Here is a 25,350-nt window from a genome sequence, read left to right as displayed (position 1 = left end):
CTCGCCAGATCTACAAATCGAATCGTCTTAAAATGTGATGCAGGTTGCGCCCTGTTCTGCTCCGGAGAGTTTCTCACGCAGCGCACCGAACATTTCCCGGCCGGTTCCTACGCGCGAACCGCTCAGGTCAGGAATATGCGGCTGACGCGCGGCCAGCTCGGCGTCATCGACCCGCAGCGTCAGCTCGCCCGTCTGGCCGTTGACGCGAATAATGTCGCCATCGCGTACCTTCGCCAGCAGACCACCATCGTACGCTTCGGGCGTCACGTGGATAGCCGACGGCACTTTGCCTGATGCGCCGGAGAGTCGACCATCGGTCACCAGCGCAATTTTGAAACGGCGGTCCAATAATACACCAAGTGGCGGCATAAGTTTATGTAATTCTGGCATGCCGTTCGCTTTTGGTCCCTGATGACGGACCACAACCACGCAATCTTTGTCGAGCAGTCCCGCCTCAAAGGCGGGCAGCACGTCATGCTGGCTCTCGAAAACCACCGCCGGCGCTTCAATAATCTGGTTCTCAACCGGCACGGCGGAGGTTTTCATCACCGCGCGGCCGAGATTGCCGCTCAGCACTTTAGTGCCGCCGTGGCGAGAGAACGGCTTGTCAAAGGTGGCGATAACCGCTTCATCAAGCGGAGCGGCCGCCCCTTCGCGCCAGTCAAGTTCACCGTTATTAAGCCAGGGCTCCATGGTGTAGCGAGAGAGGCCGAAACCGGCAACGGTATGGACATCTTCATGCAGCAGGCCGCCTTTCAGCAGCTCGCGCACCAGCACCGGCACGCCGCCCGCCGCCTGGAAGTGGTTAATATCCGCCGGGCCGTTCGGGTAGAGGCGCGCCAGCAGCGGCACCACGTCTGAGAGATCGGAGAAATCATCCCAGTTAATGATAATCCCTGCCGCCCGCGCCATCGCCACCAGGTGCATGGTATGGTTGGTGGAGCCGCCGGTTGCCAGCAGCGCGACAATCCCGTTGACCACCACTTTTTCATCAAACATTTTGCCCAGCGGCATCCACTCGTTACCGTTGCCGGTCAGGCGGGTCACCTGACGGGCGGCGGCGGCGGTCAGCGCTTCGCGCAGCGGCGCATCCGGATGCACGAATGACGAGCCGGGCAGCTGCATCCCCATAAACTCAACCACCATCTGGTTGGTATTGGCGGTACCGTAGAAGGTACAGGTGCCAGGCGCATGGTAAGACGCGGCCTCGGACTCCAGCAGCGCCATACGATCCACTTTGCCTTCCGCATAGAGCTGACGAATGCGCACTTTTTCTTTATTCGCCAGGCCGCTGGCCATCGGCCCGGAAGGAATAAAGATCGACGGCAGATGGCCGAACGATAGCGCAGCCATCGCCAGGCCGGGGACGATTTTATCGCAGACGCCAAGGTAGAGCGCCCCGTCAAACATATTGTGCGACAGGCCAATCGCGGCGGACATGGCAATCACTTCGCGACTCAGCAGCGATAGCTCCATCCCATCCTGCCCCTGCGTCACGCCATCGCACATCGCCGGAACGCCGCCAGCGACCTGGCCTACCGCGTTGGCGGAGTGCAGCGCTTTGCGGATAATGTCCGGATAGCGCTCATAGGGCTGGTGAGCGGAGAGCATATCGTTGTAGGAGGTAATGATGGCGATGTTATTGCGCAGCATGCTTTTCAGCGAGGCTTTGTCATCCGCCTGGCAGGCGGCAAAGCCGTGGGCCAGGTTACCGCACGCCAGCTGGGCGCGATGAACGGTATCGGTTTTGGCCTGGTTAATCCGGGCGAGGTAGGCTTCGCGGGTATCGCGCGAGCGTTCGATGATGCGATTTGTTACCCGTAACATTTCTGAATTCATAAAGGCTCCTCAAATTTTATCTGTCCGGCCGCAGCGCTTTAACGATACTTTTCGGTGCTTAAGGCACCTGTACTGGGGCTCAGGGGCAAAATATCTGTAGGCAGTGTAATAAAAAAAGCCCCGGGGGTGAATCCTCCGGGGCTTAAAAGATTAAAAATTACACGACTTGCTGCGTCAGATCATGTTACCGGTAAAATAACCCTGACGGAGGAGTTGGCGATTACTCAAACTCGTTCCACGAACGACCATCGCGGGTGATCATCGCCACGGAGGCAACCGGCCCCCAGGTGCCCGCCTGGTAAGGTTTCGGCGAATCGCGATCGGCGGCCCAGGCTTCCGTGATGGAGTCGACCCACTTCCACGCCTCCTCCACTTCGTCGCGACGCACGAACAGCGCCTGGATACCGCGCATCGTTTCCAGCAGCAGACGCTCGTAGGCATCCGCCAGATGGGTTTGATTAAAGGTTTCCGAGTAGCTCAGGTCCAGCTTGGTGATCTGCAGGTTATGCTTGTGGTCTAGTCCCGGGACTTTGTTCAGCACCTGGATATCCACCCCTTCATCCGGCTGCAGACGAATGGTCAGCTTATTCTGCGGCAGCTCTTGCCAGGTCTCTTTGAACAGGTTCAGTTCCGGCGTCTTAAAGTAAACCACGACTTCGGAACATTTGGTCGGCAGTCGCTTACCGGTACGCAGGTAGAACGGTACGCCCGCCCAGCGCCAGTTGTCGATATCTACGCGGATGGCCACGAAGGTTTCAGTATGGCTGGACTTGTTGGCACCCTCTTCTTCGAGGTAGCCCGGCACTTTTTTACCCTGCGCGAAGCCGGCGGTGTACTGGCCGCGCACCGTTTTTTCACGCACGTTGGTGCGGTCAATGCGGCGCAGCGATTTCAGCACCTTCACTTTTTCATCGCGGATGCTATCGGCAGTCAAATCAGACGGCGGAGACATGGCGATCATGCACAGAATTTGCAGCAGGTGGTTCTGGATCATGTCGCGCATCTGCCCGGCCTGGTCGAAGTAGCCCCAGCGGCCCTCAATGCCCACCTCTTCCGCCACGGTGATCTCAACGTGATCGATGGTGCGGCTGTCCCAGTTATTGACGAACAGGGAGTTGGCAAAGCGCAGCGCCAGCAGGTTCAGCACCGTCTCTTTACCCAGATAGTGGTCGATGCGGTAGACCTGGCACTCTTCAAAGAACTCGCCTACCCGATCGTTGATCTCGCGGGAGGTTTCCAGGGAAGTCCCCAGCGGTTTTTCCATCACCACGCGCGCCGGTTTCGCGTTCAGCTTCGCTTCGCCCAGACCTTTGCAAATCGCGCCAAAGGTGCTTGGCGGCATGGCGAAATAGTTAATGGTCACCCGCTCTTTCTGATCGAGCATTTTGCCCAGGCGGGTAAACGCTTTGGTATCGTTGACATCAAGGTTACAGAAATCCAGACGCCCGCTCAGGGTCTCCCACAAACCTTCATCGATTTTTTCCTTCATGAAGGTTTCCATCGCTTCACGCACAACTTTGGTGTAAGCGTCTTTATCCCAGTCGGCACGGCCGACGCCGATGATGCGGGTGTCAGGATGGATCTGACCAGCTTTTTCGAGCTGATACAGGGAAGGCAGCAATTTACGTCGCGCCAGGTCACCCTTCGCGCCGAAAATGACCAGATCGCATGCCTGGGCCGTTTGCGTTACCGCCATGTCATTCTCCTTAGTTGATAGACTGGTGCTTGTGCCAGGCTATATTTGTAATTTTCTTTCACTGCATCGTACTGTGTTTACGAATTTCCCGAAACCCTCAGCGCCGGTTCCCGCTGCTAAATCGCACAGGGTGGAAAACAGGCGCTGAGATTTTGGGCATGCGGCTAATATTGTTCGTTGTTTCGACCGATTCTCAGTTAGTAAAATACGACTCTGATCATGTAATGAAAAAAAACAACATATTTTAAGGTCATTCCTCACCGTTTCCGACAACGGAGGGGTATATTCTTGCTAAAACGCCTGATGATTTCACCCATTAATGAAATCGCTTCCATTGATGAGCGCCCGATTACCCATGAACATGCTGGAAAAAATCCAGTCCCGGCTGGAACACCTTAGCAAATCTGAACGCAAAGTGGCGGAAGTCATCCTTGCAACACCCGCACAGGCCATCCATTCAAGTATTGCCGCCCTGGCGCTGGAAGCCGGCGTCAGCGAGCCCACGGTTAACCGTTTCTGCCGCAGTCTGGAAACCCGCGGTTTCCCGGATTTTAAACTGCATCTGGCCCAAAGCCTGGCGCACGGTACCCTCTATGTTAACCGCAACGTCGATGAAGACGACAGCGTCGAGTCCTATACGGGAAAGATATTTGAATCCGCCATGGCCAGTTTAGATCAGGTCCATCATTCTCTCGATATGTCGGCGATTAATCGGGCGGTTGACCTGCTCACGCAGGCGAAGAAAATCGCCTTTTTTGGCCTGGGCTCTTCGGCCGCTGTCGCCCACGACGCAATGAACAAGTTTTTCCGCTTTAATGTACCGGTGATCTATTCCGACGACATCGTCCTGCAACGCATGAGCTGTATGAACTGTAATGACGATGACGTAGTGGTGATCATCTCGCACACCGGCAGGACCAAAAGCCTGGTGGAGCTGGCGCAGCTGGCCCGTGAAAACGATGCGATGGTGATCGCCATTACCTCCCCCGGTACGCCGCTTTCCCGTGAGGCAACGCTGGCTATTACCCTGGATGTGCCGGAAGATACCGATATCTATATGCCGATGGTTTCCCGCTTAGCGCAGCTGACGGTGATTGACGTACTGGCGACCGGCTTCACCCTGCGGCGGGGCGCAAAATTCAGAGATAACTTGAAGAGGGTCAAGGAAGCGCTCAAGGAATCGCGGTTTGATAAAGAGCTCAGCGTACACAGCAATAACCAATAAAAGTAGAAACAAAGCACTATCCTATTACACCGTCGGTATCGTTCCGGTATAGCGACTTTGCTCATCGGCGCTACCGAATCCATGTTCACGCAACACCAAAGATGTTTCAGTCAACGGAGTATTACATGTCCAGAAGGCTTCGCAGAACCAAAATCGTCACTACCTTAGGCCCGGCTACCGACCGCGATAACAACCTTGAGAAGGTTATTGCCGCAGGCGCTAACGTGGTGCGTATGAACTTCTCTCATGGCACCGCGGAAGATCATCAGATTCGCGCGGATAAAGTCCGTGAGATTGCGGCAAAACTGGGCCGTCATGTCGCGATTCTCGGTGACCTACAGGGGCCGAAAATCCGCGTCTCCACCTTCAAAGAAGGGAAAATTTTCCTCAATATCGGTGACAAATTCCTCCTCGACGCGAACCTGGGTAAAGGCGAAGGCGACAAAGAGAAAGTCGGCATCGACTATAAAGGACTCCCGGCTGACGTGGTTCCGGGCGATATCCTGCTGCTGGACGATGGCCGCGTGCAGCTGAAGGTCCTCGAAGTTCAGGGCATGAAGGTGTTCACCGAAGTCACCGTCGGCGGACCGTTGTCCAACAATAAGGGTATCAACAAACTCGGCGGCGGCCTCTCTGCAGAAGCGCTGACGGAAAAAGACAAAGCGGACATCGTCACCGCCGCCAAAATTGGCGTCGACTATCTGGCCGTCTCCTTCCCGCGCTGCGGCGAAGATCTGAACTACGCCCGTCGCCTGGCGCGCGATGCCGGCTGCGATGCCAAAATCGTCGCCAAGGTCGAGCGTGCCGAGGCGGTATGCGATCAGGACGCGATGGATGATGTGATCCTCGCCTCCGACGTTGTTATGGTGGCCCGCGGCGACCTCGGCGTAGAAATCGGCGATCCGGAGCTGGTCGGCATCCAGAAGGCGCTGATCCGCCGCGCCCGTCAGCTGAACCGCTCGGTCATCACCGCGACGCAGATGATGGAGTCGATGATCACCAACCCGATGCCAACCCGCGCTGAAGTCATGGACGTGGCGAACGCCGTGCTGGATGGAACCGACGCCGTGATGCTGTCGGCCGAAACCGCCGCTGGTCAGTATCCGTCTGAAACCGTTGCCGCGATGGCGCGCGTCTGCCTCGGTGCGGAAAAAATCCCTAGCCTCAACGTCTCCAAGCACCGTCTGGACATTCAGTTCGATAACGTGGAAGAAGCCATTGCTATGTCGGCCATGTACGCGGCGAACCACCTCAAGGGCGTCACCGCGATCATTACCATGACCGAATCCGGCCGCACCGCGCTGATGACTTCGCGCATCAGCTCCGGCCTGCCGATTTTCGCCTTGTCTCGCCACGAGCGCACGCTGAACCTGACTGCGCTGTATCGCGGCGTGACGCCGGTTCATTTCGATAGCGTCAATGATGGCGTAGCCGCTGCGCACGACGCGGTAACGCTGCTGCGTGACAAAGGCTATCTGGTGACCGGCGACCTGGTTATCGTCACTCAGGGCGATGTCATGAGCACCATCGGTAGCACCAACACCACCCGTATTCTGACCGTCGAGTAATTTTCTCCGCCATAAAAAAACCTGCCGGCAAATGCTGGCAGGTTTTTTTTCGCCGCTGACACCGATTATTTCTTTCGCGGGTACAGCTCTTTACGCTTATACGGCTCGATTTCACCCGGCTTGCGCGTTTTCAGCAATTTGAGGATCCAGGTGTACTGCTCGGTATGCGGCTTCACGAACACTTCCACTTCTTCGTTCATCCGCCGGGCGATAGTGGTATCGTCCGCCTCCAGCAGATCGTCCATCGGCGGGCGCACCAGCACCGTCAGACGATGCGTTTCGCCATCATAGACCGGGAACAGCGGTACGACGCGGGCACGGCACACTTTCATTAAACGGCCGATCGCCGGCAGCGTCGCTTTATAGGTGGCGAAGAAATCAACGAATTCGCTGTGCTCGGCGCCGTGATCCTGATCCGGCAGATAGTAGCCCCAGTAGCCCTGACGCACCGACTGAATAAACGGTTTGATCCCGTCGTTGCGCGCGTGCATACGTCCGCCGAAACGTCGGCGGACGGTATTCCAGACGTAATCAAAGACCGGGTTGCCCTGATTATGGAACATCGCCGCCATTTTTTGCCCGCCGGACGCCATCAGCATCGCCGGAATGTCCACTCCCCAGGCATGAGGAACCAGAAAGATCACTTTCTCGTTGTTCCTCTGCATCTCATCAATGATCTCTTTGCCCTGCCAGTCGACGCGGGAAAGAATGCGCTGCGGGTCGCGCAGGCCTAGTTCCGCCATCATGACCATCGCCTGCGGCGCGGAAGCGTACATGGCATCAATAATGTCTTCTCGTTCCTGCTCACTCTTTTCCGGGAAACAGTACAGCAGGTTAATCTGCGCGCGACGGCGCGAACTCTTTGCCAGGCGGCCCACAAAACGCCCCAGTTTGCCGAGAATAGGATCGCGGAAAGACGCTGGCGTCAGAGCGATACCGGCGAAGGCAAAAACCCCTAACCACGCGCCCCAGTAGCGCGGCAATAAAAAGGATTTTTCAAATTTTGGAATAAATTCAATATTATTTTTTTTCGTTTCCATGCCCAATCCGCAGACGTTCCGCTCAATAAAGATAATGAGTTAGTTTAGCGATACGTTGAGTAACGTACAAAAGAAAAAGCCGGCGCACAGCTGGCGCCAGCTTTAACTGACGGAAGGTTAGTCAAACCGCAGCTGCGGAATAACCTGTTTTGCCTGCGCCAGATAATCGGTACGGTCGGAACCGCTGAGCCCTTCCGTACGCGGCAGTTTCGCCGTCAGCGGGTTGACCGCCTGCTGGTTAATCCACACTTCATAATGCAGATGCGGGCCGGTAGAGCGGCCGGTGTTGCCCGACAGCGCAATGCGATCGCCGCGTTTGACCTTCTGCCCGGGTTTGACCAGCAGCTTACGCAGGTGCATATAGCGGGTGGTATAGGTGCGGCCATGGCGGACGGCGACGTAATAACCGGCCGCACCGCTACGTTTAGCCACCACCACTTCGCCATCCCCTACCGACAGCACCGGCGTGCCCTGCGGCATCGCAAAATCGACGCCGCGATGCGGGGCGACGCGGCCGGTCACCGGGTTCAGACGACGCGGGTTAAAGTTCGAAGAGACGCGGAACTGACGTGCGGTCGGGAAGCGCAGGAAACCCTTCGCCAGGCCGGTACCGTTGCGATCGTAGAATTTGCCATCCTCGGCGCGGATCGCGTAGTAGTCTTTGCCATCCGAGCGCAGGCGAACGCCAAGCAGCTGGCTTTGCTCGCGCTTACCGTCGAGCATTTCACGCGACATCAGTACGGAAAACTCATCGCCTTTTTTCAGCTTACGGAAGTCCATCTGCCACTGCATAGCTTTGATTACCGCGCTGATTTCGGTACTGGTCAGGCCGGCGTCACGAGCGCTGGCGACGAAGCTGCCGCCCACGGTACCTTTCAGTACGCTGTTGACCCAGTCGCCTTTTTGCAGCTCGCTGCTCATTTTGAAACCGTTAGCAACCCGGTCATAGGTACGGGTTTCGCGGCGTGACATCTCCCAGGTCAGGCTTTGCAAATCGCCATCCGCCGTCAGCGTCCAGGAGAGCTGTTGGCCTATTTTCAGATTACGCAGCTCTTTATCTACCGAAGAGAGCCGGGCGATATCGCCCATATCAATACCGTACTGATTAAGAATGCTGCTAAGCGTATCGCCGGTCGAGACCACATATTCATGGCCGCCGGAATCGCTGTCCGCTTTATCATCCAGCTCATCCTGAGGGATGGCCTCCTCTTCCTGAGGCGCCTGATCGATAGGTTCCGAGGCCTCTGGCAGCAGAGAACGAATTTCGCTTTGTTCCAGCTCGATGGTTCTGGAGATGGGGGCCGTTTCGGGATGGTGGTAGATGTAGGGTCGCCAGACGGCGACCGCTAAGGTAAGAACGCTAAGCGACCCCAGCATAACGCGGTGAGGTCGTGGCAGATTGTTAAATGCCTGAGTGACAGCGCGGGCTATCTGTTGCACGTATTCACTTCCTCGTTATTCTCCTTTCAGGCAGCTTGAATACTGATTCGCCATCTGGCTCAGGAATTGCGGATAACTCTCTTTACCCAGCTTAATTCCGATTCCAAGTGGATCCAGGGTTCCCATGCGCACGGACGTTCCCCTGGCAACAGCTTCTATAACCGCTGGCCTGAACTGTGGCTCAGCAAAAACGCAAGTTGCTTTTTGCTCAACCAACTGTGTTCTAATTTCGTGTAAACGCTGCGCACCAGGCTGGATTTCAGGGTTGACAGTAAAATGACCTAAAGAGGTCAAACCGTAGTGTTTTTCAAAGTAGCCGTAGGCGTCATGAAAAACGAAATATCCCTTCCCTTTCAGCGGTGCCAGCTCGGTCCCAACCTGCTTGTCGGTTGCGGCTAATTTTGCCTCAAAATCCTTCAGGTTGGCGTCAAGTTTGGCTCGACTCTGCGGCATAAGTTCCAATAATTTATCGTGGATTGCAACCGCCGAAAGGCGCGCTATCTCTGGGGAAAGCCATAGATGCATGTTATAGATGCCGTGATGGTGATCGTCGTCACTATTTTCCCCGGCGCCATGATCGTGACCGTGGTGGTCATCGTCGTCGTCGGTGCCTTTCATGAGTAACGGTTTCACGCCGTCAAGCTCGGCAATTGTCACCTTTTTGTTCGGCGCAATGCTTTGCGTTGACTTATCCATAAACGCCTCCATCTCCGGACCAATCCAGACGACTAAGTCTGCGTTCTGTAAGCGTTTTGCATCCGACGGGCGCAGTGAATAATCGTGCTCCGACGCCCCGTCTGGCAGCAGTACCTGGGTCTCCGTTACCCCATCAGCAATAGCTGATGCGATAAAGCCAAGCGGTTTAAGGGAGGTGACAACCGCGGCGCTTGCCAGCGGTGCATGTGCGAACAAAAAAGCGGCGCTAAGTCCAGCGCAAAGAAGCGTATTTTTATGTAACATAATGCGTCTAATCATCGTAATGAATGAGAAAGATGTGATATTATAACATTCACTAGCTTGTGCAACCTCTAATTTGATATGACAAATCTTGTAACGCTGGAAAACGTCGCGGTCGTGTATGGCCAAAGGCGCGTGCTGTCTGACATTTCGCTAACGCTAAAGCCGGGCAAAATTTTAACCCTACTGGGCCCCAACGGCGCCGGTAAATCAACCCTTGTCAGAGTCGTTCTTGGGCTGGTAGCACCTACGGAAGGGGTTATCAAACGCGAGGGACATCTGCGGATCGGCTATGTCCCGCAAAAGCTGCACCTTGATGCCACGATGCCGCTGACCGTAAGCCGCTTTATGCTTTTACGTCCGGGAACCCACAAGCGCGATATTTTACCGGCGCTGAAGCGCGTACAGGCCGGACATCTGATCGACGCCCCCATGCAGAAGCTTTCCGGCGGCGAGACCCAGCGGGTACTTCTGGCGCGGGCGCTGCTCAATCAGCCGCAGCTGCTGGTGCTCGACGAGCCAACGCAGGGCGTTGACGTCAACGGCCAGGTGGCGCTTTACGATCTGATTAACCAGCTGCGCCAGGAGCTTAATTGCGCCGTGCTGATGGTTTCTCATGACCTGCACCTGGTGATGGCCAAAACCGACGAAGTGCTGTGTCTCAATCAGCATATTTGCTGCTCTGGCGCGCCGGAAGTGGTTTCTATGCATCCGGAATTTATCTCGATGTTCGGCCAGCGCGGCGCGGAACAACTGGGTATTTATCGCCATCATCATAATCACCGCCACGACCTGCAGGGGCGGATTGTACTGCGTCGGGGAAATGACCGTTAATGATTGAATTACTGCTCCCCGGCTGGCTGGCCGGAATGATGCTCGCCTGTGCGGCGGGTCCGCTGGGATCGTTTGTCGTCTGGCGGCGCATGTCCTACTTCGGCGATACCCTCGCCCATGCTTCTCTGCTCGGCGTCGCTTTTGGTTTACTGCTCAACGTTAATCCGTTTTATGCGGTCATCGCGGTGACGCTGCTGCTGGCGGGCGGGCTGGTATGGCTGGAAAAACGTCCCCATCTGGCGGTAGATACGCTACTCGGCATCATGGCCCACAGCGCGCTGTCTCTGGGCCTGGTGGTGGTCAGCCTGATGTCAAACGTGCGCGTCGACCTGATGGCCTATCTGTTTGGCGATCTGCTGGCGGTGACGCCGGAAGATTTGATATCTATCGCTATTGGCGTGGTTATCGTGCTGGCGATCCTGCTCTGGCAGTGGCGCAACCTGCTGTCGATGACCATCAGTCCGGATCTGGCGTTTGTTGACGGCGTTAAGCTCCAGCGGGTGAAACTTCTTCTGATGCTGGTCACCGCGCTGACCATCGGCGTGGCGATGAAGTTCGTCGGGGCGCTGATCATTACGTCTTTGCTGATTATTCCCGCCGCAACGGCGCGTCGCTTTGCCCGTACGCCTGAACAAATGGCGGGTATTGCGGTAGGAATGGGGATGATTGCCGTCACCGGCGGACTGACGTTTTCAGCGTTTTACGACACGCCCGCCGGGCCTTCCGTGGTGCTGTGCGCCGCGCTGCTGTTTATCATCAGCATGAGCAAGAAGCCGGCCGCCTGACGCTTATGCGCCCGCGTCAGCCACCGTCAAAACTCGGCAGATTGCGATGGGATCGCCGCCGTCTGCGGACGTTGTAGCCCGGCGAAGGCGTTCACGCCGCAAGCCGGGACATCAACCACTCAGCTATTTTCCCGGCTTGCGCTCCGCTTGGCCGGGGTACCGGCCCCTGCGGTCTGCTGTTTTATCGCCGGACAACGATTAAGGCATTTCCGGCGGCGTAATGCCGAAGTGGGTCCAGGCCCGCACCGTCGCCATTCGCCCGCGCGGAGTACGCTGTAAAAAGCCCTGCTGGATCAGATACGGCTCGAGCACATCTTCAATCGTTTCCCGCTCTTCGCCGATGGCCGCCGCCAGGTTATCCAGCCCGACCGGCCCGCCAAAGAATTTATCGATGACCGCCAGCAGCAGCTTACGGTCCATATAATCGAAGCCTTCCGCATCCACGTTGAGCATATCCAGCGCCTGAGCGGCAATATCCTCAGAGATACGCCCGTCGTAGCGAACCTCGGCAAAATCGCGCACCCGGCGCAGCAGGCGGTTGGCGATTCGCGGCGTGCCGCGCGCGCGACGCGCGACCTCCAGAGCCCCCTCTTCGCTCATCTCCAGCCCCATATAGCGGGCGCTGCGGCTGACAATATGCTGCAGGTCCGGGATCTGATAGAACTCCAGGCGCTGAACGATGCCAAAACGGTCGCGCAGCGGCGAAGTCAATGAACCTGCGCGAGTCGTCGCGCCAATCAGGGTAAACGGCGGCAGATCGATTTTTATCGAACGCGCCGCGGGCCCTTCGCCAATCATGATATCCAGCTGATAATCTTCCATTGCCGGATAGAGAACTTCTTCAACAACCGGTGACAGACGGTGGATCTCGTCGATAAACAGAACGTCGTGGGGCTCAAGATTGGTCAACATCGCCGCCAGATCGCCCGCCTTTTCCAGCACCGGGCCGGAGGTGGTGCGCAGGTTCACGCCCATCTCGTTGGCGACGATGTTTGCCAGGGTGGTTTTCCCCAGCCCCGGCGGGCCAAAAATCAGCAGGTGATCGAGCGCGTCGCCGCGCAGCTTCGCCGCCTGGATAAAAATCTCCATCTGCGAACGGACGTGCGGCTGGCCCACGTACTCTTGCAGCAATTTAGGGCGAATGGCGCGATCGGCTGCCTCTTCAAAACCGCTGCTGTCCGCCGATACCAGCCTGTCTGCTTCAATCATCCCTTACCTCACAACGCGGCGCGGAGCGCTTCGCGAATTAGCGTTTCACTGTTGGCATCCGGGCGCACGATTTTGCTGACCATCCGGCTGGCCTCCTGAGGTTTATAGCCCAGCGCCACCAGCGCGGCAACCGCTTCCTGTTCAGCATCATCATCAGAAGGACCGGCTGGAGACGTCAGCACCAGATCCGCCGCCGGCGTAAACAGATCGCCGTGCAGCCCTTTAAAGCGGTCTTTCATTTCGACAATCAGGCGTTCCGCGGTTTTCTTGCCGATTCCCGGCAGCTTCACCAGCGCCGCCAGCTCCTCACGCTCAACGGCATTCACAAACTGCTGCGCCGACATGCCGGAAAGGATCGCCAGCGCCAGCTTCGGACCGACGCCGTTGGTTTTAATCAGCTCTTTAAACAGCGTGCGCTCCTGCTTGTTGTTAAAGCCATACAGCAGCTGAGCGTCTTCGCGGACGATAAAGTGGGTAAAAATGATCGCCTCTTTGCCCACGTCCGGCAGCTCGTAGAAACAGGTCATCGGCAGATGAACCTCATAGCCTACGCCTCCCGTTTCGAGTAAAACCAGCGGGGGTTGTTTTTCGAGAATGATGCCTCTGAGTCTGCCTATCACGTGGAGCTCCTAGATTAAGGGCTGAAAGTCTAATGCGGTATCATAAAAAAAGGCTGGATAGATATCCAGCCTGATTTCAGGTTATCGTAAGCGTCCACGCGCCAGATTCAGGCGGCTTTCGCTGATCTGGGCGGCGTTCTGGCTGACGTGGCAGTGGGTGATGGCGATGGCTAAAGCATCCGCCGCATCCGCCTGCGGGTTGGCCGGCAGCTTGAGCAAGGTGCGCACCATATGCTGCACCTGGCTCTTTTCCGCGCTGCCGATGCCGACAACGGTCTGCTTTACCTGCCTGGCGGCGTACTCAAAGACCGGCAGGTCCTGATTCGTCGCCGCGACAATCGCCACGCCGCGCGCCTGGCCGAGCTTCAGCGCCGAGTCGGCGTTCTTGGCCATAAACACTTGTTCGATGGCGAAATAATCCGGCTGGAACTGGGTAATAATTTCCGTGACGCCCGCATAGATGAGCTTCAGGCGAGACGGTAAATCATCCACTTTCGTGCGAATACAGCCGCTGCCCAGATAGCTGAGCTGGCGTCCAACCTGGCGGATGACGCCATAACCAGTGACGCGCGACCCCGGGTCAATGCCGAGAATAATGGCCATCACGCACCTCCGGTTAGTGGTTTAACGGTCGGCAACATTAGAGCGTTGCGGCGACCTCATCAGAGATCTCGCCGTTGTGATAAACTTCCTGCACGTCGTCGCAATCTTCCAGCATATCGATCAGACGCAGCAGTTTCGGCGCAGTTTCCGCGTCCATGTCCGCTTTGGTAGACGGGATCATCGAGACTTCAGCGGCGTCCGCTTTCAGGCCGGCGGCTTCCAGCGCATCGCGTACCGCGCCCATCTCTTCCCACGCGGTATAAACGTCAATCGCGCCGTCGTCATAGGTCACAACGTCTTCCGCGCCCGCTTCCAGCGCCGCTTCCATGATCGCATCTTCGTCGCCTTTCTCGAAGGAGATAACGCCTTTTTTGCTGAACAGGTAGGAAACGGAACCGTCGGTCCCCAGGTTACCGCCGGTTTTGGTGAAGGCATGACGGACTTCCGCAACGGTACGGTTACGGTTGTCGGACAGACATTCAACCATCACCGCCGTGCCGCCAGGACCGTAACCTTCATAGATGATGGTTTCCATGTTCGCATCATCATCGCCGCCCACGCCGCGGGCAATAGCGCGGTTCAGGGTGTCGCGGGTCATGTTGTTGCTCAGCGCTTTGTCGATTGCCGCGCGCAGACGCGGGTTAGATCCCGCATCGCCGCCGCCCAGACGCGCGGCGGTGACCAGCTCGCGAATAATTTTCGTAAAGATCTTACCGCGCTTGGCATCCTGTGCCGCTTTGCGGTGCTTGGTGTTGGCCCATTTACTATGACCTGCCATAAAAAACTCTCCAAAAAAGCGCGCCCTTTCAGGCGGCGTTAATTACAAATTCTTCAATCGCCTGCCGGTTGCTCCAGGACTTGGTCAACGTGGCGGCTTCCGTCGCATCAACCCAGCGATAGTCCAGATGTTCCGTAAAGACAATCTGGCGTTCATGGGGGAGCGCAAGACGGAACCAAAATTCCGTATTACGCTCAACGCCCGGCGCATAGCGATGACGTAAATGAGAAAATATCTCGAACTCTACCGTGCGCTGACAGTCAACCAAAGCCAGCTGCTCGCTGGCGACATCAATGGCGACTTCTTCCATAACTTCACGCGCGGCAGCCTGCGGCGCGGTCTCTCCCTCTTCCAGGCTGCCGGTAACCGACTGCCAGAACGCGGGATCGTCGCGCCGCTGCAACATCAGCACCCGCTTCGTATCTTTGGCGTAAATCACCACCAGCACGGAAACGGGGAGCTTGAATGACATCTTACTTATTCTCCAGAGACTCTTTTGCCTCTTTCGCCACCACCTGAATACCCAGCTCGCTCAGCGATGCCGGGTTAGCGAAGCTTGGCGCTTCGGTCATCAGGCAAGCGGCGGCGGTAGTTTTCGGGAAGGCGATAACGTCACGGATATTATCGGTACCGGTCAGCAGCATGGTCAAACGGTCAAGACCGAAAGCCAGGCCCGCGTGCGGCGGAGTACCGTATTTCAGCGCGTCCAGCAGGAAGCCAAACTTCTCGCGCTGCTCTTGCTCGTTAATGCCGAGAATGCCGAACACGGTCTGCTGCATTTCACCGCTGTGAATACGTACCGAACCGCCGCCGACTTCATAGCCGTTGATGACCATATCGTAGGCGTTGGCCACCGCGTCTTCCGGCGCGGCCTTCAGCTCGGCGGCGGACATATCTTTCGGCGAGGTAAACGGATGGTGCATCGCGGTCAGGCCGCCTTCACCGTCGTCTTCAAACATCGGGAAGTCGATAACCCACAGCGGCGCCCATTTGTTTTCGTCGGTCAGGTTCAGGTCTTTGCCCAGCTTCAGACGCAGCGCGCCGAGCGCGTCGGCGACAACCTTTTTGTTATCCGCGCCGAAGAAGATCATGTCGCCATCCTGCGCGCCGGTGCGCTCAAGGATCGCTTCAACGATGTCGGCGTTAAGGAATTTAGCTACCGGGCTGTTGATGCCTTCAAGGCCTTTCGCCCGCTCGGTGACTTTAATATAGGCCAGGCCTTTTGCGCCGTAGATCTGGACAAACTTACCGTACTCGTCGATTTGCTTACGGGTCAGCGCAGCGCCGCCCGGTACGCGCAGCGCGGCTACGCGGCCTTTGGCGTCGTTAGCCGGACCTGCGAAGACGGCGAATTCCACCGCTTTGACCAGATCGGCAACGTCCACCAGCTCCATCGGGTTACGCAGGTCTGGTTTATCGGAACCGTAGCGGCGCTCGGCTTCGGCGAAGGTCATGATCGGGAAATCGCCCAGATCCACGCCCTTCACTTCCTGCCACAGATTACGCACCAGCGCTTCCATCACTTCACGCACCTGCTCGGCGGTCATGAAGGAGGTCTCGACGTCGATCTGGGTGAATTCCGGCTGGCGGTCGGCGCGCAGGTCTTCGTCGCGGAAACATTTAACAATCTGATAGTAGCGGTCAAAACCGGACATCATCAGCAGCTGTTTGAACAGCTGGGGAGACTGCGGCAGCGCGTAGAATTTGCCTTTATGCACACGAGAAGGCACCAGATAGTCGCGCGCGCCTTCCGGGGTAGCTTTGGTCAGCATCGGCGTTTCGATATCGAGGAAGCCGTGGTCGTCCATAAAACGGCGGACGAGGCTGGTAATCTTCGCACGGGTTTTCAGGCGCTGCGCCATTTCCGGACGACGCAGGTCCAGGTAGCGGTATTTCAGACGCGCTTCTTCGGTGTTGACGTGGTTGGAGTCCAGCGGCAGCGCTTCCGCGCGGTTGATAATGGTCAGGTCGGATGCCAGCACTTCGATGGCGCCGGTGGCCATATCGCTATTCACGTTTTTTTCGTCACGCGCACGCACGGTGCCGGTGACCTGGATGCAGAACTCATTACGCAGTTCAGAGGCCAGCTTTAATGCGTCGGCGCGATCCGGATCGAAAAACACCTGCACGATGCCTTCGCGGTCACGCATATCGATAAAGATAAGGCTACCAAGATCACGACGACGGTTGACCCAACCACACAGAGTCACTTGCTGCCCTACGTGGGACAGACGAAGCTGCCCGCAATATTCTGTACGCATGAGATATCCCTTAACTTAGCCGCAGGCGGATTGTTGCCTGCCTTGCAGGCGACGAGGTCGCAGCTTTAGCTGATGTCACAACTGAATGAAAAAAGGCGGCTATTATACTGGAAATTATGCCGCACGATAAGTCCGGCGCAGCGCGCTGCGTTGCTTTGCTGCACGCTTATTGCTTGTACTCACAAAAATTAACAAAATTTGTTACCCTCGGGCGAGATCGGCAACGGTATTGTAGCGGCCTGACAACAAAAGAAGATACGGGGATATCATGTTAGAACTCAATGCAAAAAAGACCGCGCTGGTCGTTATTGACCTGCAGGAAGGCATTTTACCGTTTGCCGGCGGCCCGCATCGCGCTGACGAAGTGGTTGAGCGCGCCGCGAGTCTGGCGAAAAAGTGCCGCCAGCAGGGTTCCCCGGTGGTCATGGTTCGCGTTGGCTGGTCGGCGGATTTCGCGGAAGCGCTGAAGCAGCCGGTCGATGCTCAGGCAGGCGCGCCAACGCTACCGGAAAACTGGTGGGCCTATCCGCTCGCGCTGGAAAAACAGGCGAGCGATATCGAAGTCACCAAACGCCAGTGGGGGGCCTTTTACGGCACCGACCTGGAGCTGCAGCTTCGCCGTCGCGGTATCGATACGATTATCCTGTGCGGTATCTCCACGAATATCGGCGTCGAATCTACGGCGCGCAACGCCTGGGAGCTGGGTTTTAACCTCATTCTTGTCGAAGACGCCTGCAGCGCGGCGACGGCGGAACAGCATCTTAGCAGCATGACGCATATCTTCCCGCGGATTGCCCGCGTGCGTAGTACCGAGGAGGTGCTTGCCGCATTATGATTTATATAGGGCTTCCCCAGTGGGCGCACCCGAAGTGGGTGCGGCTGGGTATCACCAGCCTTGAAGAGTATGCCCGCCACTTCAACTGCGTGGAGGGCAACACCACCCTGTACGCGTTACCAAAAGCGGAGATTGTCAGCCGCTGGTATGAACAAACCCACGACGATTTTCGCTTCTGCTTCAAATTTCCGGCCACCATTTCGCACCAGGCGGCGCTGCGCAACTGCGACGACTTAAGCCATGAGTTTTTTACCCGTCTGGCGCCGCTGTCTTCGCGCATCGGCCAGTACTGGCTCCAGTTGCCGGCGACGTTCGGCCCTCGGGACCTCACCGCCCTCTGGCCGTTCCTCGACAGCCTGCCGCGCGAATTCCGCTACGGCGTTGAGGTAAGGCATCCGGAATTTTTCGCCAAAGGGGAAGCGGAACAGCAGCTCAATCGCGGCCTGCATCAGCGTAACGTCAATCGCGTGATCCTTAAATAACCTTTCTAATGATACACATTAAAAGATGGGATTTTGTAGCGGGGATTAAGCGGCTTCAATCAGGTGAGCCAATGCCAGCAATCTCACGCGCTGCTCGGATAATCCGCCCAATTTGTAACGTCCCGCGAGTTCATAACCTACTCTGTCCAGCTTCTGTAGCATTGGGACAGGAATATTCAGGGCGAGATTTTGAGTTAACGGAATTGCATCCCCTTGAGACTTCAGAGGATTACACGGATAAAGCGTCATTCAAGCCTCCTGAGCATCTCACCGATTGCCAGTGTTAAACGCTGGTCTTCTGATACCACACCTTGACCAATCTGTTCAGAAAGCTTTTCCAGCTTTTTGATAAGCGATGGATGCAGCGTCATCAAAAGATTACAACTTACTTTCTGACCATGTTCATTGAAGAGATGATTCATTTACAGCCCTCCCATCGACTGAGCAACTTCAGCCGCTTCTGAGGCTGCTGTTATGGCTTTGTTTCGTTTTGTCTGTGCTTCGAGGATTCGTACAGTTGCATCACGCTGCAAGCGGGTGACCTTTGAAGAAGCCGCTTTCAGAATCCCGTCACAGAACGCGTTATGCTGGTTACTCATAGCGCTGGTGGCCTTAACGTAATCAGCGGGATTGATACCTATAGCTTCACAGAAAGGCTGTACAGCGTCGATGGCAGTCACTGTATGACGTTGCATTAACTGAGCCTGTAAAGCAGCAATCTGAGCCTTGTAGGCGGCCTCAGTGACTTTGTTAGTCATTACCCACCTCATCGGCGACAATCACAGACAGATAGGATTCAAGCGGTTTAATTCCCGATAACGCTTCTTCAGCCTGTTTCACCAATACGTTGTGAGCATGGATAGCCTTATTTACCTTATTCGCTTTCTCAGTGATACCTGCATCAACAAATTTCTCAGCGGCTTTCTTACATTCCTTTTCAATCTCAGCAAGCGGGTTATGTTTTGGTGACTGCTGCAATGGTACAAACTTGATAAATCCAGCGCCCATCTCATACACAACGTAATTCTCATGCATCATGTTCTGAATAATAGTCTGTACCATCGCTGGGTGTGTAACCTGTCGGATTCGGAACCCGTAATCTTCGACTGGCTGAGACATTAGTTGCTTAGTCTTGATAGCAATAAGAGTATCTTTATTCAGGCTGTCTGCGTTGTAAATATCCTTTGCATCTCCGATATTTTCCAGTGCAGCTTTAATTTTGGGGATGAAATGTGATTCGATTTCAATTCGTTTCTGTGTAGGACTATTCATTATTAACGCTCTCGTGAAATTCAGATACAAAAATACACCACACAGGCCGTCTTTTACGTAACCCGTGTAGTGTCATCTGGAATGTGTAAGGGGTTGGCTAACCTGTCCCCGAGGAAGGGATGCCACAGGAAAGCCATTAATTTGTTAGGAAATCAATCCAATACATAAATGTTAACATGTTGTTAAATTATGTCAAGGGGTTTCAGTTTTCTGACAAATAGCCTTAATGATTTCATACCGTCTGGTTTTAGTCATCATACGAGGCGGGGTGTAATCGGTGGGGGATGTAATTCCTGTTAATTCGGAAAGACCCTTATATTGCATGCAGAACCGATGTGCCTTTTCAGCTACGACAGTAAAGTATTTCTTCATTCATATTAATAGTCCTTAAACAAGAAAGGTCACCCCCCATGATAAAACCTGAGAAAGTGACCTTCCAACTATTCTCATCTATCTAAGACCCTGTTGACCGATTTTGATAAATGAGCATTACTGTATTATTATCATACGGAAATGTGTTTTTGTACAGTGGTATTTTGTTATTACTGAAATTGATGGATGGTCATTATTGGCGGGGTGGATGGGATGGCAGAAATGCATATTTAGCACTTTTTGCTATTGACGGATTTTTTACGATTGATATAATGCATTAAGACCTTTACAGATTATCTTTAAAGTTTTTGATTATCACTAATTGAATACTACAATAAGAAAATGGCTTACGCCAAAAGCCATTAAAATCTTATTATCTCTTCAAAAGATACTTAATCAATACCTTTAAAGATTACTGTTAAGATGTGAAATCACCAAATCAAGGAATTATCCTTTCAACATTCGCATGGCTTCGCGTTGTCATGCTTCTTGCTTTCGCCTTGTAATCTATTCAGATAGCCTATCAGAATCCCTCAGCGAGTGCTAAACCAGCTCAGATTACAATTGCATCAAACCATCATCTTTGATAGAATAATCAGTCTATTAGGAGATGAATGTGAAACATCGGAAACGATGTGGTAATTCTGCTGTAACGGCTCATTTAGTTGAGTTTGTAACAGATTCCAGTAAGCCCACCCGATTAGCAAATCATCAAATAACAGACCGATGAACGGTGAAGGATTCACACCCCAAATGTGACCAACCTACAGCTATCACTTATTATCGGTTCCAATCGCTGCCTACACCCTGAAACAGCAGCACATAACGCTTACACAGCAAGGGTTTTTCTTTCACTGGTGATTTCTGCTAGTGGACTTGATTAACTTTGAGCATGGACAAACAGCGTTATGAGCGTTCTACCGTTTAATGTTGACTTCAGTATTCCCGCCAAGGTTACTGGAAGAGCACCTTTTATCATCCCTGAAGATGATTTCATATCTGGTACTAACCGCGTTTCTGCACGTGCCGCAAGAGAAATAAATCAAGCAGCCAGAATGCTGGATGCCTTATCACCGTGCCTCAGAAAGGGAATCAAGCCGAACACAACACCATTCATTCAGCATCTGATTGATTCTTATCATTACGATAAAGTTACCGGAAAGATTACCCACAAGAAAGACGCACCAAAAAAGAGTTATCACAATCCTTACAAAGCAGGTGATGAGATTAGGGTAAGTTACATAGGGCAAGGGGATTATCGCTACCCTCGAATGGTAACCACCTTTCAGGGTAAACAAAAGCATGTAGCATTGCATCGTCTGGTTTATATACTCATTAACCACAAAGAGCCGTCCGGCTATATTGACCATGTGAAAGGTAATACACTGTCTTACCATCATAAGGGCTTGCGCAATGTAACTCCTTCACAAAATTCAATGAATGCCTTTTGCAGCAAAGATAGTCAGGTCAACTATAAAGGCGTCACCAGAGCGGGAAAGAAATTCAGAGCAAGGCTTTTCTGTGAAGGGGTTGCCCGTTTAGATGAAAAGTTTGATTCAGCTTCAGAAGCCGCAAAAAGATATGATGAGGTGGCAAGGCTTTATTTCGGGGATTTCGGTAAATACAACTTTCCTCGTACTGGTGAACAGTCTGCAATTCGATGATTTTTTTCAAAAATTTTTGAGACCACTGTTCAAAATGGCTTCAGGTTGATTTTATAGAAATATCTGAGGCCGCTTTTTAAGATTCTTAATCGCCTGTGTACACCTATTTAGTGGGCGAACCTGAGAAAGTAGCGTTGAGGCTATGAAATTTCAACATATCCCGAACTGTACAGCACTGTGACAACCTCTAAGCTATTACCTAACAACCAACAAAGCCCTTTAATAGAACCTCTCAGGATTCGTTACAGAACCTCTCACAAGGTGAAGGTATAAAAAAGCCCCAATAAAGGGGCATCATGAATCACTATCTAACTGCTACTTGTTCAGGCGATAGAAAGTTGCCTTACTAATTTGTAACTCATCCTGTACCTGCTTTGGTGACATTCCCTGTGAAAGAAGTTCCTGAACCTGTTCAGAGGTTGCTTTAATCGGTCTGCCACAGTGAACACCTTCAGACTGAGCACGTTTAATCCCTGCTGTTCTGCGCTCTGCTATCAAGTCTTTCTCTAAAGAAGCCAATCCAGCCATCATAGTGAGCATAGCCTTACCCACTGGTGTAGACAGGTCGAACCCTTCACGGAGACTGATAACCTTCACTCCTTTGGCTTGAAGAAGTTCTACCGTTGAGAGAACATCGATAGTGTTACGGCCTAAGCGGTCAATAGCGATAACAATCAGCGTGTCACCTTCACGGACATAATTCAGCAGGTCACCGAATCCTTTACGGGCTGTAGCCTTAATGCCACCTGATACAGCCTCATCGGTGAACCACTTAGAAACCTGATAGCCAGCTTCTTCAATCTGCTGTTTCTGGTTGGTGACTGTCTGGTCTGAAGTTGATACACGGACGTAGGCGATTACAGATGACATTATGGTGATTCCCTGAAAGTTGTCTCAAAACCTAGTCTCAAAATAATACCTGTATCAAAACTCAAAATCAAACTTTTGAGACAACCTAATCACACCTTTCGAGACTCTTTTCAGCAGTATCAAAACCACTCCCTTTTGAGACAATCCAAACCATTGAAACAGGTATATAAATACTCATTCTTATCTCTTTTCGGAACTAAAACAGTTAATAGGCTGTAGCTATTGAAAATACTGGTGTTGATAGGGGTTATAACGCTATTCGAAGAGACTGTTTTTCACTGTTAATTTAGCCGTTTAGATGGCAATTCTTCAGCATTCACAAGCCATTGAAGGGGTCACTATGGAAATTTCAGGAATCGAAAAGGAAACCCGTCTAACCATAGCGACCTTAAAAGAGTTAGACAGGAATCCCGAAATAGTGGCAAAGCGCATTAGTAAGAACGGCTGGAGCCGCTGCACCAGCGATTTTTAGCCCTCCAGTGAAAGCCTTTCCCGTAATCTTACCAATCCAAGACCCAAAGCCCTTTTCCACCTCATCTTTTGAAGTCGGTTTATCAGTCTGTTTAACAAGCTGCTCCAACTCTTTGACATCAGCATCATCAAGCCCCTGCTCTTTTAGCTGACGCGCAAGGGAGTTAAAATCACCTGAAGTAATACTGTTCTGTTGGTGAATATCTCCGGTATTGCCAGCACCAATAGCACCAGCATTATGCACGTTGCCGTTAAAGTTATTAATATTGTTAACAGTCATAACTGAAACCACCTTATCATTAGCAAGCATGGTAACATCTTGCGCCCCACTTTTGGTTATAACAAGAGTTGCCCAGTCGTGAATCTTGTTTCGAACAGCAAAGAGTATTCCTTGAATTTTACCAATGTGAATATCCCAGTAAAGCTCAATACCTTTCCCCTGCTCTTTAAGTAAAATATTTTTTAATTCCAATGGCATCATGAGTTGCCACTCCACACGCTTTTCAGCTAACTCTATAATCGTGGAGATGGGGTTAGCAATCTTGTAAGTCGAAAAAACATTAATTTGCTCTGGTGTCGCTTTTCCAAAGTCGAAATCAAGTGTTCTTTTTAGCTCTACATCCCACGCACTAATTTTCCCGACCCCAACACGATAATCTGGTATGGTTCCTGTTACTTGGTAGCCGTTTATTTCACAATTCAACCATTCTAAAAAATCATTATCCTCCATGCTCATAGCAATACTCTTTGCTTTGAGAAAAAGAGTGAGTATGTCTGTCTCAACATTTTCAGCCAAAGATTGTAATTCCGTTACAGCAGAAGCCATTTTTCCACCCCTCAGAAGTAATTTCGCATCATCATTTTACCTCTTCAGCATACTCTGTAAGCAAACTTTTCACAGCGGCTGATTAGGTTGCTCTTCCATCTCTTTCACCCACTCTGGAGCCTCTTCTAAGGCTATGTGTCGCGGCTTAGTCGAGAACCCTTCAAAATCGAATTCATCACCATCAATCAGCGGTAAACTCTCCAGCCATTGAGCACCGTCAACCACCCTATCAAGTGGAAAGTTAAGCAGCCTTAACCCGTTGTGTAGGAAGACATTGCACTTCTTTCCAGCCGTGTTAAGTCGGATTTCTTTCACTATCCGTTTAATAATGATTTGAGCCTCTATCCGGTCTTTCTTCACGGTTAAATCAAGATGGCTTATTGTCTCAAGCTGGCTTGATGCCTCCCGTTGGTGAACCTCTGAAACGGCCTTTTCAGCGTCCCTTATTCGGCTGTTCAGTGATTTCAAGTCCTTAGCCATAGACTCTACATCATCAGTCAGCATCGACAGCTTAATGAGCCTCTCACGCTGTTTTTGAAGCTGTTCTAACTCACTTTGAAGAGCACCAATAGCAGAGCCGTTATCACGATTCAGTGAAAGACGGTTGGTGTTGTACAGAAGCCCCTGAACTAATGCGCGGTCAGTCTGCAATCTGCTGAATCCAACGCTATTACAACGCCCTTCACTCTTCATCGAACATTTGTATATACCAGACCTCTTAGCCGTGACACCTGCAACAACCATGATAAACCCACACTCAGAGCACCTTAGAACGCCCTTGAAGAGATTTGTTAGCAAAGGTAGGTCAGAGGAAGGTTTACGCCCTGAACCCTGTTTAAGCTGCTGTACAGCGTAGAATTGCTGTTCACTGATAATTGAAGGGTAATAGTTAGAAATCTCAGATACACCCTTTACAGCCATTGATTTAGAAGGAACTTTGAAACCAATCACTGAACGGTTTGAAAGCAACTCTGTAACCGATGATTGAGACCAGCCACCTGTAACGGATTTGAACTGGTTCAGGGTGGAAAAACCTTCATCATTCATTTGTTTGGCTATCTTGACGTGAGACAACCCCTCTAACCGTAACTGAAAGACACGCTGAACAGCATTCACGTTCTCAGGGATGAATTCAAAGTGTGAACGGTCTTCAGATACCTTGAGCCATGCCGCACAACGCTTAGACATGATTTCACCGTTAGCTGCACGTTCCCTTTTAGCAGCCCATACAGACCTTAAACGGGTAGATTTCATCGCTGATTCTTCGTGTGCTCGCTCCATCACCAGCATGGCTTTAATCATGCTCAGTGAATCTTTCAGGCTTTCTTTCGTGTACCACTCGTTATCGACAAGGGTCACCACTTCAACGCCAGCCCTGAGAATCTTTCTAAGCTGCTCCCCTGCTGTGTCGATGTCCTGACGGCTTACCCTGTCCAGAGATTCAACAAGAAGCACTGAACCCGCTTCAATGTAGCCGGAATCGACAGCGGCTAAGAATTCCCCGAATGCACCAGACTTAGCATTAGCGCCAGAGTAACCACTGATGCCTAAATCCTGAAAGCGTAGTGATTCGTCTAAATAATAATCAGGATTCCTTTTTAACCAATCGTTAATGTACTTGCTTTGACGCTTAGTAGAATCACCAACTGATTGAATTTTTGTAGAAAATCGTATGTATGAGATTGCTTTTGGCATGGAGTTTA

At 52.9% G+C, this 25,350-nt stretch carries 24 protein-coding genes and 1 pseudogene; 7 read left to right on the top strand and 18 right to left on the bottom strand.

The genetic code is table 11. The features are described 5' to 3' along the window. Positions 1-27: 27 nt before the first annotated feature. Complete coding sequence (edd, locus tag ACE3MN_RS09930; protein WP_024359873.1) at positions 28-1,839, bottom strand: phosphogluconate dehydratase; 1,812 nt, start codon at positions 1,837-1,839, stop codon at positions 28-30. 220 nt (positions 1,840-2,059) lie between these two features. Next, the gene (gene zwf, locus ACE3MN_RS09925) at positions 2,060-3,535 is read right to left on the bottom strand and encodes a glucose-6-phosphate dehydrogenase (RefSeq protein WP_004122041.1); all 1,476 of its coding nucleotides are present in this window, start codon (positions 3,533-3,535) and stop codon (positions 2,060-2,062) included. A 319-nt stretch (positions 3,536-3,854) separates the two neighbouring features. Here zwf and ACE3MN_RS09920 point away from each other — a divergent pair, with 319 nt between their 5' ends. Beyond that, entirely contained in the window at positions 3,855-4,760 is a 906-nt protein-coding gene (locus tag ACE3MN_RS09920; protein ID WP_162685358.1) for a MurR/RpiR family transcriptional regulator, read from the top strand. Between the two features lie 125 nt (positions 4,761-4,885). Continuing rightward, positions 4,886-6,328 (top strand): pyruvate kinase, encoded by a 1,443-nt coding sequence (gene pyk / locus ACE3MN_RS09915; RefSeq protein WP_004122043.1) that lies wholly within the window; start codon positions 4,886-4,888, stop codon positions 6,326-6,328. A gap of 65 nt (positions 6,329-6,393) precedes the next feature. On the opposite strand, the gene lpxM is transcribed toward pyk, so the two are convergent. From lpxM to znuA, 3 genes are all read right to left on the bottom strand, one after another. Then, positions 6,394-7,368, bottom strand: a complete 975-nt coding sequence (gene lpxM, locus ACE3MN_RS09910; protein WP_024359874.1) for a lauroyl-Kdo(2)-lipid IV(A) myristoyltransferase — start codon at positions 7,366-7,368, stop codon at positions 6,394-6,396. A 117-nt stretch (positions 7,369-7,485) separates the two neighbouring features. Next, positions 7,486-8,808: a murein DD-endopeptidase MepM gene (gene mepM / locus ACE3MN_RS09905; protein ID WP_004134807.1), complete on the bottom strand. Its 1,323-nt coding sequence runs from the start codon at positions 8,806-8,808 to the stop codon at positions 7,486-7,488. A gap of 15 nt (positions 8,809-8,823) precedes the next feature. Continuing rightward, complete coding sequence (gene znuA, locus ACE3MN_RS09900; RefSeq protein ID WP_004122058.1) at positions 8,824-9,768, bottom strand: zinc ABC transporter substrate-binding protein ZnuA; 945 nt, start codon at positions 9,766-9,768, stop codon at positions 8,824-8,826. 78 nt (positions 9,769-9,846) lie between these two features. Here znuA and znuC point away from each other — a divergent pair, with 78 nt between their 5' ends. Both znuC and znuB read left to right on the top strand, forming a co-directional pair. Continuing rightward, positions 9,847-10,599, top strand: coding sequence for a zinc ABC transporter ATP-binding protein ZnuC (znuC, locus tag ACE3MN_RS09895; RefSeq protein WP_024359876.1), 753 nt, complete (start codon positions 9,847-9,849; stop codon positions 10,597-10,599). Further along, positions 10,599-11,384, top strand: coding sequence for a zinc ABC transporter permease subunit ZnuB (gene znuB, locus ACE3MN_RS09890; protein ID WP_049089575.1), 786 nt, complete (start codon positions 10,599-10,601; stop codon positions 11,382-11,384). Before znuC ends, znuB begins: the two co-directional genes overlap by 1 nt. A 198-nt stretch (positions 11,385-11,582) precedes the next feature. Here znuB and ruvB read toward each other — a convergent pair whose 3' ends face one another. The 6 genes from ruvB to aspS all read right to left on the bottom strand — a co-directional run bounded on the left by ruvB (position 11,583) and on the right by aspS (position 16,855). Continuing rightward, on the bottom strand, positions 11,583-12,593 hold the full coding sequence (gene ruvB / locus ACE3MN_RS09885) for a Holliday junction branch migration DNA helicase RuvB (RefSeq protein ID WP_024359878.1): 1,011 nt from the start codon (positions 12,591-12,593) through the stop codon (positions 11,583-11,585). Between the two features lie 8 nt (positions 12,594-12,601). After that, the gene (ruvA, locus tag ACE3MN_RS09880; RefSeq protein ID WP_004103390.1) at positions 12,602-13,213 is read right to left on the bottom strand and encodes a Holliday junction branch migration protein RuvA; all 612 of its coding nucleotides are present in this window, start codon (positions 13,211-13,213) and stop codon (positions 12,602-12,604) included. A gap of 81 nt (positions 13,214-13,294) precedes the next feature. Then, the gene (ruvC, locus tag ACE3MN_RS09875; RefSeq protein ID WP_004113791.1) at positions 13,295-13,816 is read right to left on the bottom strand and encodes a crossover junction endodeoxyribonuclease RuvC; all 522 of its coding nucleotides are present in this window, start codon (positions 13,814-13,816) and stop codon (positions 13,295-13,297) included. Positions 13,817-13,853: 37 nt separating this feature from the next. Then, positions 13,854-14,594 (bottom strand): YebC/PmpR family DNA-binding transcriptional regulator, encoded by a 741-nt coding sequence (locus ACE3MN_RS09870; RefSeq protein ID WP_004122063.1) that lies wholly within the window; start codon positions 14,592-14,594, stop codon positions 13,854-13,856. Positions 14,595-14,622: 28 nt separating this feature from the next. Next, positions 14,623-15,066, bottom strand: a complete 444-nt coding sequence (gene nudB / locus ACE3MN_RS09865; protein WP_102649738.1) for a dihydroneopterin triphosphate diphosphatase — start codon at positions 15,064-15,066, stop codon at positions 14,623-14,625. A gap of 1 nt (position 15,067) precedes the next feature. Further along, positions 15,068-16,855: an aspartate--tRNA ligase gene (aspS, locus tag ACE3MN_RS09860; RefSeq protein ID WP_004136675.1), complete on the bottom strand. Its 1,788-nt coding sequence runs from the start codon at positions 16,853-16,855 to the stop codon at positions 15,068-15,070. Positions 16,856-17,123: 268 nt separating this feature from the next. Between aspS and ACE3MN_RS09855 the strand changes: the two genes are divergently transcribed. Together ACE3MN_RS09855 and ACE3MN_RS09850 are read left to right on the top strand one after the other, a co-directional pair. Then, positions 17,124-17,690, top strand: coding sequence for a hydrolase (locus ACE3MN_RS09855; RefSeq protein ID WP_004136672.1), 567 nt, complete (start codon positions 17,124-17,126; stop codon positions 17,688-17,690). Next, positions 17,687-18,166: pseudogene (locus ACE3MN_RS09850) on the top strand (DUF72 domain-containing protein); the annotation flags it as partial. The gene ACE3MN_RS09855 and the pseudogene ACE3MN_RS09850, both read left to right, overlap by 4 nt. 51 nt (positions 18,167-18,217) lie before the next feature. On the opposite strand, the gene ACE3MN_RS09845 reads toward ACE3MN_RS09850, so the two are convergent. Genes ACE3MN_RS09845 through ACE3MN_RS09830 form a run of 4 tightly spaced genes read right to left on the bottom strand, consistent with a single transcriptional unit; the run spans position 18,218 to position 19,444 of the window. Further along, the gene (locus tag ACE3MN_RS09845; protein WP_048267512.1) at positions 18,218-18,421 is read right to left on the bottom strand and encodes a hypothetical protein; all 204 of its coding nucleotides are present in this window, start codon (positions 18,419-18,421) and stop codon (positions 18,218-18,220) included. Continuing rightward, positions 18,418-18,594 (bottom strand): hypothetical protein, encoded by a 177-nt coding sequence (locus tag ACE3MN_RS09840; protein WP_375364353.1) that lies wholly within the window; start codon positions 18,592-18,594, stop codon positions 18,418-18,420. Before ACE3MN_RS09840 ends, ACE3MN_RS09845 begins: the two co-directional genes overlap by 4 nt. Then, on the bottom strand, positions 18,595-18,930 hold the full coding sequence (locus tag ACE3MN_RS09835) for a hypothetical protein (protein WP_375364352.1): 336 nt from the start codon (positions 18,928-18,930) through the stop codon (positions 18,595-18,597). It lies immediately after the preceding gene. After that, the gene (locus ACE3MN_RS09830; protein WP_375364351.1) at positions 18,923-19,444 is read right to left on the bottom strand and encodes a hypothetical protein; all 522 of its coding nucleotides are present in this window, start codon (positions 19,442-19,444) and stop codon (positions 18,923-18,925) included. The genes ACE3MN_RS09835 and ACE3MN_RS09830 overlap by 8 nt, the downstream gene beginning before the upstream one ends. Positions 19,445-20,724: 1,280 nt before the next feature. Here ACE3MN_RS09830 and ACE3MN_RS09825 point away from each other — a divergent pair. Further along, complete coding sequence (locus tag ACE3MN_RS09825; RefSeq protein ID WP_375364350.1) at positions 20,725-21,480, top strand: hypothetical protein; 756 nt, start codon at positions 20,725-20,727, stop codon at positions 21,478-21,480. A 315-nt stretch (positions 21,481-21,795) separates the two neighbouring features. Here the strand turns inward: ACE3MN_RS09825 and ACE3MN_RS09820 are convergent, their stop codons facing one another. From ACE3MN_RS09820 to ACE3MN_RS09810, 3 genes are all read right to left on the bottom strand, one after another. Continuing rightward, positions 21,796-22,350, bottom strand: a complete 555-nt coding sequence (locus ACE3MN_RS09820) for a recombinase family protein (RefSeq protein WP_375364349.1) — start codon at positions 22,348-22,350, stop codon at positions 21,796-21,798. 397 nt (positions 22,351-22,747) lie between these two features. After that, positions 22,748-23,647: an abortive phage resistance protein gene (locus ACE3MN_RS09815; protein ID WP_375364348.1), complete on the bottom strand. Its 900-nt coding sequence runs from the start codon at positions 23,645-23,647 to the stop codon at positions 22,748-22,750. Between the two features lie 69 nt (positions 23,648-23,716). Then, positions 23,717-25,342, bottom strand: a complete 1,626-nt coding sequence (locus ACE3MN_RS09810) for a recombinase family protein (protein ID WP_375364347.1) — start codon at positions 25,340-25,342, stop codon at positions 23,717-23,719. Positions 25,343-25,350: the final 8 nt, after the last annotated feature.

Origin of the sequence: Klebsiella grimontii, from assembly GCF_042137965.1 — a bacterium.
GTDB classification, from domain to species: Bacteria; Pseudomonadota; Gammaproteobacteria; order Enterobacterales; family Enterobacteriaceae; genus Klebsiella; species Klebsiella grimontii.
Note: the sequence above shows the minus strand (reverse complement) of the source record. Positions and strands in the feature narration are given on the sequence as shown.

What these genes read in the sequence shown, in the direction of transcription:
- ACE3MN_RS09870 (WP_004122063.1), bottom strand. Translation starts at nt 14,594, where the DNA reads ATGGCAGGTCATAGTAAATGGGCCAACACCAAGCACCGCAAAGCGGCA.
- ruvB (WP_024359878.1), bottom strand. Translation starts at nt 12,593, where the DNA reads ATGATTGAAGCAGACAGGCTGGTATCGGCGGACAGCAGCGGTTTTGAA.
- znuA (WP_004122058.1), bottom strand. Translation starts at nt 9,768, where the DNA reads ATGTTACATAAAAATACGCTTCTTTGCGCTGGACTTAGCGCCGCTTTT.
- ACE3MN_RS09855 (WP_004136672.1), top strand. Translation starts at nt 17,124, where the DNA reads ATGTTAGAACTCAATGCAAAAAAGACCGCGCTGGTCGTTATTGACCTG.
- aspS (WP_004136675.1), bottom strand. Translation starts at nt 16,855, where the DNA reads ATGCGTACAGAATATTGCGGGCAGCTTCGTCTGTCCCACGTAGGGCAG.
- nudB (WP_102649738.1), bottom strand. Translation starts at nt 15,066, where the DNA reads ATGTCATTCAAGCTCCCCGTTTCCGTGCTGGTGGTGATTTACGCCAAA.
- ACE3MN_RS09820 (WP_375364349.1), bottom strand. Translation starts at nt 22,350, where the DNA reads ATGTCATCTGTAATCGCCTACGTCCGTGTATCAACTTCAGACCAGACA.
- pyk (WP_004122043.1), top strand. Translation starts at nt 4,886, where the DNA reads ATGTCCAGAAGGCTTCGCAGAACCAAAATCGTCACTACCTTAGGCCCG.
- ACE3MN_RS09830 (WP_375364351.1), bottom strand. Translation starts at nt 19,444, where the DNA reads ATGAATAGTCCTACACAGAAACGAATTGAAATCGAATCACATTTCATC.
- ACE3MN_RS09840 (WP_375364353.1), bottom strand. Translation starts at nt 18,594, where the DNA reads ATGAATCATCTCTTCAATGAACATGGTCAGAAAGTAAGTTGTAATCTT.
- zwf (WP_004122041.1), bottom strand. Translation starts at nt 3,535, where the DNA reads ATGGCGGTAACGCAAACGGCCCAGGCATGCGATCTGGTCATTTTCGGC.
- ACE3MN_RS09815 (WP_375364348.1), bottom strand. Translation starts at nt 23,647, where the DNA reads ATGGCTTCTGCTGTAACGGAATTACAATCTTTGGCTGAAAATGTTGAG.
- edd (WP_024359873.1), bottom strand. Translation starts at nt 1,839, where the DNA reads ATGAATTCAGAAATGTTACGGGTAACAAATCGCATCATCGAACGCTCG.
- znuB (WP_049089575.1), top strand. Translation starts at nt 10,599, where the DNA reads ATGATTGAATTACTGCTCCCCGGCTGGCTGGCCGGAATGATGCTCGCC.
- ACE3MN_RS09845 (WP_048267512.1), bottom strand. Translation starts at nt 18,421, where the DNA reads ATGACGCTTTATCCGTGTAATCCTCTGAAGTCTCAAGGGGATGCAATT.
- ACE3MN_RS09920 (WP_162685358.1), top strand. Translation starts at nt 3,855, where the DNA reads ATGAAATCGCTTCCATTGATGAGCGCCCGATTACCCATGAACATGCTG.
- ACE3MN_RS09825 (WP_375364350.1), top strand. Translation starts at nt 20,725, where the DNA reads ATGAGCGTTCTACCGTTTAATGTTGACTTCAGTATTCCCGCCAAGGTT.
- ruvC (WP_004113791.1), bottom strand. Translation starts at nt 13,816, where the DNA reads ATGGCCATTATTCTCGGCATTGACCCGGGGTCGCGCGTCACTGGTTAT.
- znuC (WP_024359876.1), top strand. Translation starts at nt 9,847, where the DNA reads ATGACAAATCTTGTAACGCTGGAAAACGTCGCGGTCGTGTATGGCCAA.
- ACE3MN_RS09835 (WP_375364352.1), bottom strand. Translation starts at nt 18,930, where the DNA reads ATGACTAACAAAGTCACTGAGGCCGCCTACAAGGCTCAGATTGCTGCT.
- lpxM (WP_024359874.1), bottom strand. Translation starts at nt 7,368, where the DNA reads ATGGAAACGAAAAAAAATAATATTGAATTTATTCCAAAATTTGAAAAA.
- ACE3MN_RS09810 (WP_375364347.1), bottom strand. Translation starts at nt 25,342, where the DNA reads ATGCCAAAAGCAATCTCATACATACGATTTTCTACAAAAATTCAATCA.